Annotated in this window: 7 protein-coding genes; 5 read left to right on the top strand and 2 right to left on the bottom strand. The window is 71.1% G+C overall.

The features are described 5' to 3' along the window. Positions 1 to 131 precede the first annotated feature (131 nt). Positions 132 to 4,214: a discoidin domain-containing protein gene (locus tag OG406_RS03885; RefSeq protein WP_329183955.1), complete on the bottom strand. Its 4,083-nt coding sequence runs from the start codon at positions 4,212 to 4,214 to the stop codon at positions 132 to 134. Between the two features lie 418 nt (positions 4,215 to 4,632). Here OG406_RS03885 and OG406_RS03880 point away from each other — a divergent pair, with 418 nt between their 5' ends. Further along, positions 4,633 to 5,061: an SgcJ/EcaC family oxidoreductase gene (locus OG406_RS03880; RefSeq protein ID WP_326841517.1), complete on the top strand. Its 429-nt coding sequence runs from the start codon at positions 4,633 to 4,635 to the stop codon at positions 5,059 to 5,061. Positions 5,062 to 5,255: 194 nt separating this feature from the next. Next, entirely contained in the window at positions 5,256 to 5,603 is a 348-nt protein-coding gene (locus OG406_RS03875) for a DUF1330 domain-containing protein (RefSeq protein WP_329183954.1), read from the top strand. 234 nt (positions 5,604 to 5,837) lie between these two features. Here the strand turns inward: OG406_RS03875 and OG406_RS03870 are convergent, their stop codons facing one another. Continuing rightward, positions 5,838 to 7,064, bottom strand: a complete 1,227-nt coding sequence (locus OG406_RS03870) for a chitinase (protein ID WP_329183953.1) — start codon at positions 7,062 to 7,064, stop codon at positions 5,838 to 5,840. Between the two features lie 766 nt (positions 7,065 to 7,830). On the opposite strand from OG406_RS03870, the gene OG406_RS03865 reads away from it, so the two are divergent. The 3 genes from OG406_RS03865 (at position 7,831) to OG406_RS03855 (ending at position 13,592) form a co-directional block, all read left to right on the top strand. Next, entirely contained in the window at positions 7,831 to 9,267 is a 1,437-nt protein-coding gene (locus OG406_RS03865; protein WP_329183951.1) for a lipase family protein, read from the top strand. Between the two features lie 276 nt (positions 9,268 to 9,543). Next, complete coding sequence (locus OG406_RS03860; protein ID WP_326841514.1) at positions 9,544 to 10,452, top strand: glycoside hydrolase family 16 protein; 909 nt, start codon at positions 9,544 to 9,546, stop codon at positions 10,450 to 10,452. 206 nt (positions 10,453 to 10,658) lie between these two features. After that, a complete protein-coding gene (locus OG406_RS03855; protein WP_329183950.1) occupies positions 10,659 to 13,592 on the top strand; it encodes a hypothetical protein in 2,934 nt (977 codons plus the stop codon). The last annotated feature ends 8 nt before the right edge of the window (positions 13,593 to 13,600 follow it).

Below are 13,600 nucleotides of genomic sequence, written 5' to 3'. Positions count from 1 at the left end.
GCCGAGGGGAAGGCGACGCGTTGCCGATCACCGGGCGTACAGAAGACCAGGCAACCGCCGTGACGACAACCCCCTGAGCGGCGACGACGCACGCCGAGGCAGCCGTGGGGCGGGCAAAGCGGACGCAGGGGTCAGGACCGGGCCAGGACCGGATCGCTGTTGTACGCCTCCACCTGCAGGGACGGACGGCCGGACGCCAGAGCTGACGCCGGCCAGGACAGCGTCACCTGACGGGACTCTCCCGGCAGGAGCCACAGGTAGTTGTCGCTGTACAGCGTCGGCAGGACGCGCTCCCGGCCGGTCCGGTCCAGCAGCGAGAGCCGGACCATCGCCGCGACGGCCGTGCCCCGGTTGCGCACCGTGGCGGTCAGCTCGTGGCGCGCCCCCGCCTGCGACAGACGGGAGACCGCAGCCGACAGCTTGACCTTCCGCGCCGAGTTGAGCGCCTTCAGCGCGGCCGGGGTCCGCTGACGCCAGTACGTATTGACGGACAGCGGGCGGCCCGCCGAGTCCTCCAGGGTCAGCCGCAGCAGATGCAGATCCGGCAGGTCGTCGGTCCATCCGACGGTCAGGGCCCGGGTCGTGGTCGCGGCGGCCACCTCCACGCCCGCCGTACGGGTGGCCCCGAGCTGTCTGCCCGACAGGTCGTACAGACGGGCGGTGACCTTCGCCCCCTTGAGCGCACGGCTGGTGTGGTTCACCGCGATCACCTGCCCGGTCCGCGGATCCGCCTGCACATGCAGGGGTTCGCAGCCCGAACGGGCCCCGTAATAGGTGCCGTTGACGTCGAAGTCGTAGTCGTAGGTCTGCCACACGGTGCTGTGCCACGCGGGGTGGGACATCCACAGCATGAGACCACTGGCGTCGTCCCACAGATGCGCGTTCCACGCCTCGAACATCGCCCGCGTGTTCTCGTAGTTGACGAACTGGGCCTTGCGCGCGAAGTCGTCGAGGTCCGTCGCCGTACCGAGCCGGGTCTCGATGGCCGCCTTGTAGTTCTGCGGCGCCTGGTTACCGCGCTCGCTCCAGTCGTGGTAGTACCACGCACCGCGGATCGGCCACTCCGGCTCGTCGCCCGTCATGTTGCGCAGACTCGCCGACGTGGAGACGACCGGCATACCGATCTCGGTGTGGAAGCCGAAACTGCTGCTGCCGTACGTCGACGGCTCGTAGTACTTCTCCGGCTCGACCCAGCCGTAGGGGCCACCGCCCGTGATGATGCCGCCGGCCGAGTTGTTCTGATAGAGGATGCCGGGAGCCTGCTGCTCGACCGCCTCCCGCATGCCCTTGTCGATGGCGGCCGGGGGATTGCCCTCGTTGGCCCCGCACCAGACCACCACACTCGGGTGGACGCGGTAGCGCAGTACGGTGTCCCGCGCCGTCGCGTTGAACGCGTCGTGGTCCGGCGGATCCATACCCCAGGCGTTGGGGAAGTCGTTCCACACCAGGATCCCGTGCTCGTCACAACTGGCGAAGAACTCCTCGCGGTTGCTGCTCCCCACCCAGTTGCGGATCATGGTGAAGTTCATGTCGCGGTGCATCCGCACCGCCGCGTCCATCCGCTCGGCGGGCATCCTGCGCAGCAGCTCGTCCCAGCCCCAGTTGCCGCCGCGCACCAGAACCCGGACGCCGTTCACGCTGATCTTCAGCGGTTCGGGAGTGTTGGTCACCGACGTGACGTCGGTCCACGCCTCCCCGTCGTCCGACACCTGGATCGTGTACGTCTTCGGGTAGGCCGCCTCCCACACGATGGCCACCCGGTCGAAGCGCCGTGCGCTGCCGAGGTCGACCCGGAGCCACTGGTGGTCCGCGTACTCCGAGGACCAGCGCGTGCCGGGGTCGCCGTCCGTCGCGGCGGAGGCCGGGTGATCGGACTCCTGCGTCGAGGCGGTGGCCGTCCTGCGCAGCGCGAGGTCGGTTCCCGGCTCGGCACTGTCGATCACCGAGAGGGACCACAGAGAGATGCCCCAACTCGTGTTGCGTACGCCGCAGTTGATACGCACGTAGCGTGCCGTGCGCGGGGTGAACTCCTCCACCTGGAGGCTGGCGTCACCGCTGTTGAACGGCAGTGGCACGGCGGTGTTGTCGACGGACTTCACGTCCCGCCACTGGTCGCCGTCGGCGGACACCTGCACCACATAGGTGCGCGCGTACGCCTGCTCCCACACCAGGTCGACGCGGTCGAAGGACTGCGTGGCGCCCAGGTCGACCCGGATCCACTGGTCGTCCTGGTAGGCCGAGGACCACCGGGTGGCCGGGTCGCCGTCCGTGACGTTGCCGGCCGCGTGGCCGTCCTCGTCGGTCGTGGACGCGGCGGCGTCGGCGTGCAGCGCGAGGTCGGTGCCCGGGCGGGCACTGTCGAAGACGGACAGCGTCCACAGCGAACTGCCCCAGTCGGTCGCCCGGGTCAGGCAGCGGACGCGGACGTGCCGGGCCTGCTGCGCGCCCACGTCCACGGACTGGGTGTACGCGTCACCGGAGGCGACGAAGGGGAGCGGCACGTCGTACTCGTAGCCGAACTGACGTATGCCGAAGCGGGTTTCGCGCCGGTCGCTCTCGGAGCCGTCCACCACCGCGACCAGCGTCAGGTCGTGCAGACGCGCGCTGCCGAGCCCGTTGGGCCACCACAGCTCGGGGTTGCGCAGCCGCAGCCCGCTGAAGGCGTCGGGGGCGAACACGACGTCGACGCTCCGGCCCGCCGGGACCGTGACGGTGCGGGAGACGCGTACGGAGCCGAACGCCGCGGTGACGGTCGCCTTGTGGTCGGCGCTGTCGGCGTTGCGGACCGGCACGACGATGGTCAGTTCGGCCGTCGAGGTGTCGGGGAGATCCGGCAGGACGGTGTCCACCCGGGGGTCACCGATCACGACCTGCCCGGTGGATCTCAGGCGCACGTGGTTCCAGATGCCGGCGACCCGGTCGCGGACGGCCGGCATCCAGTCCCAGCCCGAAGAAGCCAGATACGTGGGGGAGTTGAGGTTCATCTGGTTGGCGCCGGCATCGACCCAGGCCTCACCGGCGGGTCCCTTGTCACCGGGGCTGCCGGGCACGGGCATCGGCGTGATCTTCACCGCCAGCGCGTTCTCGCCCCGGGTCTCCAGGAGCTTCGTCACGTCGTGGGCCGAGCGGGCGAACGGGTACAGCAGGTCGCCCACCTGCTTCCCGTTGAGCCAGATGTCGGCCCGGTGGTTGATGCCGTCGAACTCCAGCCAGATCCGGCGCCCGGCGCCCGTCCGCAGGCCGCGCGGCAGCTCGAAGTCCCGCTTGTACCACCAGGAGTGACGGGAGAGGGCCTCGGGGATGTGCAGGTTGTTCAGGCCGGAGACCGGGTCCGGCAGCTTGCCCTGGTCCACGAGGGACGCGAGGACGGTCCCTGGCACCGTGGCCGGCAGCCAGGTCCGGGTGTCCACGTCGGTCCTCGACAGCGCCGCGCCGTCGCCCTTGGCCCAGTCGTCCATGGTGAGCGTCCAGCCGGACTCCAGCGGCACCGTGCCGTCACCGGCCGTCTTCAGCGCCGGGGCGTGCCCGGCGTGCGTGCCCCAGTCCGTCCACCCGGTGGCCGACGGGCGGCGCCCCTGAGCGGAGCCGAACACCTCGAAGCCGTTGACGCCCAGGGGGTTGGGGCTGGACCGCTTGCGAGAGGTCAGCCGCACCCAGCGCGCCGTGGTCGGCTTCGGCAACTGGATGTCGACGACGCCACCGGTTCCGGCCGTCGTGCGGTACACGCTGGTCCACGACGTGTGGTCACGGGACGTCTCGACCACGAAGTCGACCGCGTAGCTGGAGAGGATCTCCTTGCCCGTGGTGCCGTCGGCCCAGTTCCCGGTCGCCGGAGGCGTGAACACCGGGTCGCTCGCGTCCGCTTCGAAGGTCAGCCGGATCCAGGTGACGCGGCAGTCCGCCTGGAGATCGACCGAGATCCACTGCGGGTCGCCGCCCCCCGCCCGCCATCCGGTGCCCCGCACGCCGGGGGAGGCGACCCGGTCGACGACGAACTCCCCGGGCGTGGGGGCGTAGTCGGTGGACGAGACGGTCACCGGCCGGTAGACGGCGAGTTCGTCCTCGGACCCCTGCGCGACGACGGGGCCCTGGCGCCCGGCGGCCACGGCGGTACCGGGCAACGCGCCACCCAGGCCGAATCCGGCCAGCAGCGTCGAGCCGGTGAGGACGATCGATCGTCGGGAGGGGGAGTGCGGCGGATTCGGCTGAGCCATCAGCGGGTTGTCCAATCACACGGGTGGCGCTTGAGGAGCACAGGAAAGGGGCGGCTTGGGGCATGGCAACGTTGTCAAGGTGAATGACAACGTTGCCAAAGAGTGTGACGCGTGAGGGTTCCTGTCAAGAGTCGTGACGTCGACCGCCCCCGAAGCGGGAGGACTTGCACCTCGTGGGGGACGGTCGAGGGGAGCGGAACGAGGCGGAGTGGGCACCGTTCTCTGCGCTGGTTTCGGCCAGGCAGCCGCCGGAGTGGCGCGTGACTCCTGCTTCAGCCCCGCGTCCTCCTGGGCGCCCTCACGATCCCGGGCACGCTCGCCCGACCGAGGCCAACTCCAGGAAGTCCGCGCCCCCGATTCCTTTCGCCGCCCTGCCCGGTCTGTACAGCCGAACACGTTCACGGCGAAAGGGAAGACCATGACCAGCACCGAGGCCCTCACCGCTCCGACGGCGGACCGAGAGGCCGAGCACGCCGTCCGTGCCGTCATCGACGGTGTCTATGCCGCCTGGGAGGCGAACGACGCGGACGCGTTCGTGGAGCCGTACGCCCCCGACGCGACCGTCCTGCTTCCCGGCACGTTCCGGCACGACCGGGAGGAACTGCGCACCGCCATGGCGGCCGCGTTCGCGGGCCCGCTCAAGGGCTCCCGCGCACTCAACGAGGTCCAGAGCGTCCGCTTCCCCGGCGAGGACACCGCGCTCGTGATCTGCACGAGGTCCGTCGTCCTCGCCGGGGAGGACGAGCCGCGCGAGGAGTCGCACGCCCTGGACAGCTGGGTGCTCTCCGCGTCGGACGGCGCCTGGTGGGTGAGGGGCTTCCACGGCTGCCCGGCACGACTGGCCTGAACTGGGGACCACGTCGGCGTCCGGCAGGGGCCCGTGTCCCCGGGCCCACCGAACGCGGGCGCTCCCCGAGCGGTCCTGCCCGGCCGGTTCCGCCGCCCTTACCCCTGGGCCTTACCTCTCGGGTAATCGACTCCACGTCGCGCGGCTGGCAACGTCGTTCCCGACGGAGCCCGAACGGCCGGAAGGACGCAACCATGACCGCGTACGCCATAGCCCACTTGCGCGAAGCCGACCCGCACCCTGAGATTGCCGCCTACATCGAGCGGATCGGCGCCACCTTCGAGCCCTACGGCGGCGGTTTCCTCGTGCACGGCGCGCAGCACGAGGTGGTGGAGGGCGGCTGGCCCGGTCACGTCGTGGTGATCGGTTTCCCCGGCATGGCCGAGGCGCGCGCCTGGTGGGAGTCGCCGGCGTACCGGGAGATCGCTCCGCTGCGCTCGCGGCACATCGAGGGGGACATCATCCTCGTCCCGGGTGTCCCCGAGGGGTACGACCCGGCGGTCACGGCGAAGGCGATGCGGGAGGCGCTGCCGGCCGGGTAGGCGGTGGTGGGCGGGGCGCGGAAACGGCGGCCACACACCGTCGTCGCCCGGCCGGTGGTCGGCGCGGAGCCGACACGAGGGAAGGGACGGCGTCCCCCGAACCACGGGTGACGTCGTCCCTTCCGTTGTGTACGCGTCGGCGCGCTCAGGCGGGGAGGCCTGGGACGGGCGGCTCCGGACGCGGGGCCCGATGGCGATGGGCACCCCGTCCGGAGCCGGACCGGACGTGACGGGTCAGCAGGCGCCCTCGTCCTGCCACGGACCCCAGTCGGCGGCACCCGGTGCCTCGTTCTGGGTCCACCACTTGGCTTTCCAGTTGTGATGGTTGTACGAGGCCTCGTTGCCGGCGGTGTACACCGCGGACGAACTCCACCCCGTCTTGCACGCGCCGCTCGGAGGCGTGGGCGTCGGGGTCGGAGTGGGCGTCGGGGTGGGCGTGCCGGTGGGCGGGGTCGCTCCCGCGAACTTCACCGAGTACTTGGCGAAGTCCCAGGAGTTCTGGGCCACGCTGGAGCAGGTACCCGACGTACGGCCGCCGTTGTCGGCGGGCGAGCACTGGCGGTCGCGGTTGAGGGACCAGAAGGTGAAGCGGTCCATGTTGTGACTGGTGGCGAAGTCCAGCACGGTCTGGAAGTCGGCCTGCGAGAAGTACTCGCCGGTGTCACTGCGGCCGTTCATGCCCGAGAAGCCCTCGTGGGCGTACGCGGTCGGCTGGTCCCAGCCGAAGGTGGACTGGAGGATCGTGTTGAAGTTGGCGAGCGCGCTGGTCTGCGACGCGGCGCCGTTGAACCCGCCGTCGAACGGCATGATGGAGAAGTTGTTCGGCGTGAAGCCCTGCGACTTCGCCTCCAGCAGCATCTGCTTGCCGAACCAGCCGGTGCCGTCCGCCGTGCCGGCCGTGGTGACGGAGACGTACAGACCGGGGTTGTTCTGCTGGAGGATCTTGGCGGCGCCGATCTCGTTCTTGATGGCCGCCGTGTTCTCGTACTCCGGCTCCTCCAGGTCGAAGTCGATGGCGTGCAGGCCGTACTTGGTGATGACCTGCTGGTACGCCGCCGCGGTGGAGGCCGCGTCCGAGCAGGCCTGGCCGAGCTTGGTGCCGCCGTACCCGCCGATGGAGACGGAGACGTCACCGCCCTTGGCGCGGATGCCGTTGATGACCGACTGGACGGCGGTGTCCGAGGAGACCGCCGACGTGCCGCCCCACGTGGGCGAGCAGCCGCCGCCGTTGGGGGCGAGGATGAAGGCGAGCTGGAACGCCTTGAGGCCTGTGGCGTCCATGATGGCGCCCGCGTCCGGCGGCTCGTTGTCCGTCGGCATCAGGTAGGGGGCGGCGGCGTACCAGCGGTTGCTGAGCGCGGTGGTCGCGCCCGAGGCGTTGCCTGCGACCAGCGCGGTCGTGCCGACTGCGGCCAGGCTGACGGCTGCTGCCGCGCCCAGACATGCGCGAAGACGTCTCACGGTGCCTCCAGAGGGGGTGGGGGAGTGGCCATAGCTTCCGGCCACTGTCGCGATCACGTCAATGAGTTGGACTAGACCAGATAGGTCTTTGGACTAGACCATGCAATCTCTTTACTCAAGGGGCCTGTGCGTCGCGCTCGTTGGGGTGCGGATGAGATCAATGAGGGCACGTGTGGGCCGAGTTGCCGGTGTCCGACGTTCGGCGCGATCGGCGACCGTGCGGGCCGCCCGGGAAAACGCGTGCGCAGACATCTTGTCACTGAGTGACATCCGCTCCTACTCTCCTGATGTGACTCGGGAGTAACTAACGGGCTTCGCACGGGACTTCGACGTCCGTCGTCCCTGGTCACACGCATCCGAACAGCGCACCACCCGACCAAGAGGCACAGCACGGGACGGCGCAGCCGCAGCCACGAGCACCGGGGCTCCGCCGTGCACAGCACCTCATGGCATGTCTCGCCCGGCGCCGCACCGTGTGCGGACGGGCGCTCCCGCACGCGTCGCCCGGCCGACGACGCGTGCGCGGCGGCGCACGTCCTGTGGCGGACCGCGTCTCACGCCCGGGCCAGGGCGTGAGGCGGTTCCCTTTCACCATCCCAAGCCGTCCCCGTACCGGGGGCTGCCCTGCTCCACCCCGACCGGAGCCGCACGCCGTATCCCCCACGGCGGCGGTCCGGTCGGCTCCCCAAGCGGGCCCGTGCGTCGAGCCGTTGACCTCGCACGCCCGCACCACCGACCCCCTTCGAGGAAGCAGGGAGTGAGCCGCATGGAACGACCCCACCGACCCCACGGCCCCGAGAACGCACCGCATGCCCCGTCCGCCCGACAGCCGGGCCCGGAAAAGCCGTCGACCGAGTCCCGCACCGGATCCGCCGCACCCCGGGGCGGCCGGCTCCTCGCGACGGCCCTCGCCGTCTGCGCCTGCCTCGCCGTCCAGGCGCTCCCCGCCGCGGCCGCCACCGGAGCGGCCGGCACCGTGTCCCGGGGGGTGACGATCCCCGCGTTCTACGACCCGCCCACCACCCTGCCGGCGGCCAACGGCGCGATCGTGCGCAGCGAACCCCTCCCGCTCGCCCTCAGCCTGCCCGGCCTCAACGGCCCCTTGCCCGGCACGGCGACCCGGCTGATGTACAAGTCCACCGACTCGAACGGTGAACCCGTCGCGGTGACCGGCGCCTACATCGAACCCTCGGCCGCCTGGAAGGGCGGTGGCCCACGACCGGTGGTCGCCGTCGCACCCGGCACCATGGGACAGGGTGACCAGTGCGCCGCCTCCCTGGGCCTCCAGCACCCGATCACCCTCAACGGCGAGACGGTGTCGGTCGGTTACGAGGACCTGTCGATCTACCGCCTCCTCGCCGCCGGCACGGCGGTGGTCGTCACCGACTACGTCGGACTCGGCGCGACCGACCGGCTCCACACCTACGTCAACCGCCTCGACGGCGGTCACGCGCTGCTCGACGCCGTCCGTGCCGCACGCAACCTCACCGGCGCGTCCGTCACCACCGCCTCACCCGTCGGCCTCTTCGGCTACAGCCAGGGCGGCGGCGCCAGCGCCTCCGCCGCCGAACTCCAGCCCTCCTACGCGCCGGACATCACCCTCGCCGGCACCTACTCGGGGGCACCGCCCGCCAACCTCACCGAGGTGATCAAGGGCATCGACGGCAGCGCTCTCGCCGGAGCCCTGGGCTGGTCCCTCAACGGCTTCCTGCAGTCCGACCCCGAACTGAAGGCCTTCGCCGACGCCCACATCAACGCCGCGGGCAAGGCAGCGCTCTCCGACCTGTCCACCATGTGCGTCGGCGACTCGATCTTCGGATACGCGTTCAAGAAGAGCTCGTCGTGGACGACCGACGGGAAGTCCATCAGCGCCATCGTCGCCGACACCCCGGCCCTACAGAAGGTCCTCGACGACCAGCGCATCGGCAAGCTCAAGCCGACCAGCCCAGTACGCGTGGCCACCGGCATCCAGGACGACATCGTGCCCCACGCCCAGGCGCGCCAACTCGCCGTCGACTGGTGCCGCAAGGGTGCCGATGTCACGTACGACGCCGTGATCCTGCCCAACCTCGGCGACGGACTGCTCACCAACCACCTCGTCCCCCTCCTCACCGACCAGGGTGACGCCATCTCCTGGCTCACCGACCGCCTCTCCGGGAAGCGCGCCACCTCCAACTGCTGGTCGATGCCCCTGCAACCCTGACCGGTACGACCTCGGACCCCGGACCCCGGCGAGCGTCAGAGCCGCCGGGGTCCTCGGGCCGTCTGCTCCGCAGGCGCCACCTCACCCCTCCCCTGTGGCGGAGCGCGGACATCCGCATCACGGGCGGTCCACGGGGTGGTGCCGCCCCTGCCGTGACGCGAGGATGCTCCCGCGCGTGGGACGCGCAGGGGTCCGCTCCCGCGGTCGCCCCCGTGGACGACAGCCCGGAAGGCGCCGCGACGACGCCCGCACGACGAGGACCGAAGGGGACGTCCGATGGGTTCACACGCGGCACCCGGCCGGCGCAGGCGCGCCCTGCTGATGCCGCTCGGTCTCGTCCTCCTGGCCGGCGCCCTCTTCTGGGTCCCCGGCGCCGACGGCGCACCCCGTCCCACGGACGCCTGCCGCAGCAGCGGAAACGCCCTGCCGCACGGCGACTGCGGCCCGTTCTGGCAGGTCCTCGCGGAGGACTTCAACGGCGACCGGGTGCCGCTCGGTTCCTTCAGCGACTGCGACCACCACGCCGACACCTCCGCCGCGTACTGCGGTGGACTCAAGGGCACGTACCGCGACAACTGGTGGGCCTACCCCACCGGTTGGCAGGACACGGCGAACGACCGGGACAGGAGCGTCGTCGGCACCTACCACCCGGAGGACACCGTGAGCGTGGGCCCCGGCGAACACGGCGACGGGATGATGCACATCCGCATGTGGCGTCCCGAGGACGGCGGCCCCGTACACGCTGCGGCGCTCGTGCCGCGTGCCGTGATGCAGATGGCGTACGGCAAGTACAGCGCGCGCATCAAGGTGACGAAGCCGGCCCCCGGATACAAGTCCGCCTGGCTGCATTACGGCGACGGCTGCGAAATGGACCATCCCGAGGGGGAGTGGACGGGCGGCATCACCGCCTTCCACCATCCCTGCGGCGGGGGAGAACAGGGCTACTTCCCCAGCGGCGCCGACTGGACCGAGTGGCACACCGTGTCGACGGAGTGGACGCCCGGGCGCGTGCGCTTCTTCGTCGACGGCCGCCGAATCGGCGAGGACACCCGAGGAGTTCCCTCCGGCCCCCTCTCCTGGGTGCTGCAGAACGAGAGTGCCCTCGAAGGCCCCGGCGCGGCCCCCGGCAGCAGCGCGGAACTCGACGTGACCTGGGTCGCCGCCTACGCGTACGGATGGAAATGACCGCCCTCGGGCGTACGGCGGCAGGACCCGAGACGCCGCCACAGCCGCGCCGACGACCGGGCCCCGCCCGTCCGTCCGGGTGCGCCCGATCCGAAAGACAAGCGGACGTATTCGCTCAATGCCTGCCCATTTAGGGAAAAGCGCCTTGAATTCGGCCGACTATTTCTAGGCTCGCCTCCTGTTTCTCAGGAACGGGGAGGCCCCACGTGCCGCAATCCCACCGGACGGACGAGTACGATCTCGTCCTTCCCAGCGGTTTCGACGACATCGTCCGAGTGATCGACCGCCACGTCGCCGACCGGCAGGCCGGGACACCGACCGGGCGACGCACGTCGAGACACCGCTTACCCGCCCTGCTGCTCGCCCGCGAAGCGACCGCCGACCCGGGCGTCATGGGGGCGACCGCGGCCACCGCCACGCCCGACGACACCGGCCGCGCCGCCTCCGACCCGGCGCTGTCGGCCGTCGTCCACGCCTACCAGCACCGCCTGGTGCGCCTCGGCTCGGGCGAGACAGGCCACCTCGCCAGCCTCGCCCCGCACGCGCTCGTCAATGAGGAACTGCTCGCCGGCGAACGCCCCGGCGAGGACGACCCGGGCAGCGACGGCCCCCACGTACGCCTGCTCGACCGGGTGGCACGACAGTTCCGCGCCACCATGCCCGACGGCTCCGGCACCCTCCGGCTCCCCGAGTTCGACGCCTGCCTGTCGGTCCTGCGCGCCGACATCGCCCCGGGCGACGTGACGGACGAACGACGGGCACTGCGGGACCGGATCTACGACAAGTACGCCTGGAAGTTCGGATTCGCCGCCGAGGTCACGCGCCTCGGCGAGGAACTCGGACCCCGCCAGTGGACGGCGATCACGAAGGTGGTCACGACACCGCTGGCCTGGCTGTGGCGGTGGTCGTACGGCCTGCGCGTCGACCGTGGAGCCCGCTTCCGCTGGGTGGGCGCGATGCTCGACGAACCGGGGCGCAGCTTCCTCAACTCCGCGATGTCCCTGCGCGACGCCCACCTGCGGTCCAGAGCACAGGAACGCGCCGGCCGGGAAGCACCCGCCGACGCCACCCCGGCGGCGGCGTCCGCGCTGTACGCGGCCTCAGCCGTCTCGGCCCGCGACGAGGCCGTGGTCCGACAGGTACTGCTGACCGCCCTCGTCCACGACCTCGCCCGCGCCGCCCGCCCGCCGATCTGGAGTGCCCGCAGGCCCAGGCGGCGCTGGCCCTTCGTCCTGCTGCTGCCGACGGTCGGCGGCGACGACTCCCCGAGCCGCAAACTCCTCAACTCCTTCGCCGCGGTGGCCGAGGACCTCGGGACGTGCCCGCTGCTCGTCCTGGGCGCCGCCACGGCGGACCTCCCGCCGTACGCCGTCCCCCTGCCGCGGCACACCATCCCCGTCCAGGGCAGCCGCCACCTCGACACCGGCTCCACCGCGCAGGCGGTGGCCTCCCTGCTCGCCGCGGGTGCCGCCGGGCGGCCCGTCGACGCCGTACGACTGGTACCGCTGTCCCGCGTTCCCGACAACGGAACGACGGCCGAACGGCTCGCGGTCCAACGGACCGTGCGCTCCCGCGACCGGCGGGCCGCCGACTGGCTGCGCCCGGTCGTGGCCGCCGTCGCCGTGACGGCGCTGATCGCCGCCGGACTGTTCCAGGCGCTGCGCCCCGACCCGACACACCCTCGCGCCCAGCCCCCTACGCCCAACCCCTCGTGCCGGCACGTCAGCACCGGTGAACGCGTCGGCATCACCGACGGGGCCGACCACTGCGACCTCGCCCACGGCCTCTACGCACCCGAACTGCGGGCGCTGGAGGACACGTTGGGCGAACAGAATGCGAAGGTCGACCGGAGCAAGCCCTACCGCACCCTGGTGTTCTTCGCCCCGCTGAGCGTCGGCTCCGCGTCCCGCCGCACCGTCCCCACCGGCTTCCAGATGCTGCGCGGTGCGCTGCTCGCGCAGAAACAGGTCAACGACCTGACCCTCAAGTCGCAGATGCCGGTCCGGCTGCTCGTGGCCAACGCGGGGGAGTACTTCGCCTTCGGCTCGCACGGCGGCCTCAACACGACGAACCACAGCGGTGTCGACGTGGCCGCCATGATCGTCGACCGGATCCACCGTGACCACATCGCCGGTGTCATCGGCCTCACCCAGAGCCGCCCGGAGTCCCTCCAGGCAGCGGCCGAACTCGATGCCAAGGGCGTCACCGTCATCGGGACCGGCGTCTCCGGCCAGCCCATGGTGGAGGGCGACTCCCCGGTGTCGTACTTCCAGCTCTCGCCCCCCGACGCACGGATCGCCCGCGTCATGGCCGCCTTCGCCCGGCACTCGCCCCAACTGGCCGCCCTGACGAAGATCGACCCCGGGCACACCGCGCCGGCCGCCGTCGTGGTCTTCGACCCCCGGGACCACTACTTCAGCGCCGACTTCAAGAAGAGGTTCACCGACGCCTACGGCCACGACGGGGCGGTGTACCCGGTGCCGTACAGCGAGACGGGCAACGACAGCCAGACACCGGCCGTCGCCGCGAACATCTGCACCCTGATCCGCAAGACGGACGGATTCGTCCTCTACGCCGGACGCTCCGGCGTCATGCACGACCTCTTCTACTACCTCCAGGGCGATAAGGAGTGCCGCACGCACCAGGGCCGGGTCGCCGTCCTCGCCGAGAGTCCGGCACCGGACCTCGTCCTGCACCCGGAACTGATGCCCCGCAACTACGGCTCGCTGAGCCTGTTCTACAGCCAGTTCAGCGTGCCCGACCCGCGGGGCTCGTTCGCCGCCAGCTTCCGGCAGTCCTTCAACGCCTCCTCGGACAGTGACGCGGCCGCCGGATACGACGCCGTGAAGGTCTACTTCAAGGTGATGAACGAGATCTCCGTCACCGACCCCGAGTTCACCCCCAGCGCCGTCGTCACCTTCCTCCAGTCCACCGGAGTCGCCGACTTCGTGGGGGAGTCGGGGATCATGACGATCGGCAAGGGCCACAAGTACCCGGCGGACAAGGAGATGGACATCCGCGAGATCACCGCGGACGGCCGCAAGCGCACCGACCTGACGTGCGGAGCGGTCACCGCGAAGGCCGACGTGATCACGCGCTGGGGCCCCGACGGGACGTTCCTCTGCCCGGAGGACGACTGACCACCGGA

Origin of the sequence: Streptomyces sp. NBC_01428 (assembly GCF_036231965.1) — a bacterium.
Lineage (GTDB): Bacteria > Actinomycetota > Actinomycetes > Streptomycetales > Streptomycetaceae > Streptomyces.
This window is presented reverse-complemented; position numbering and strand designations above follow the sequence as displayed.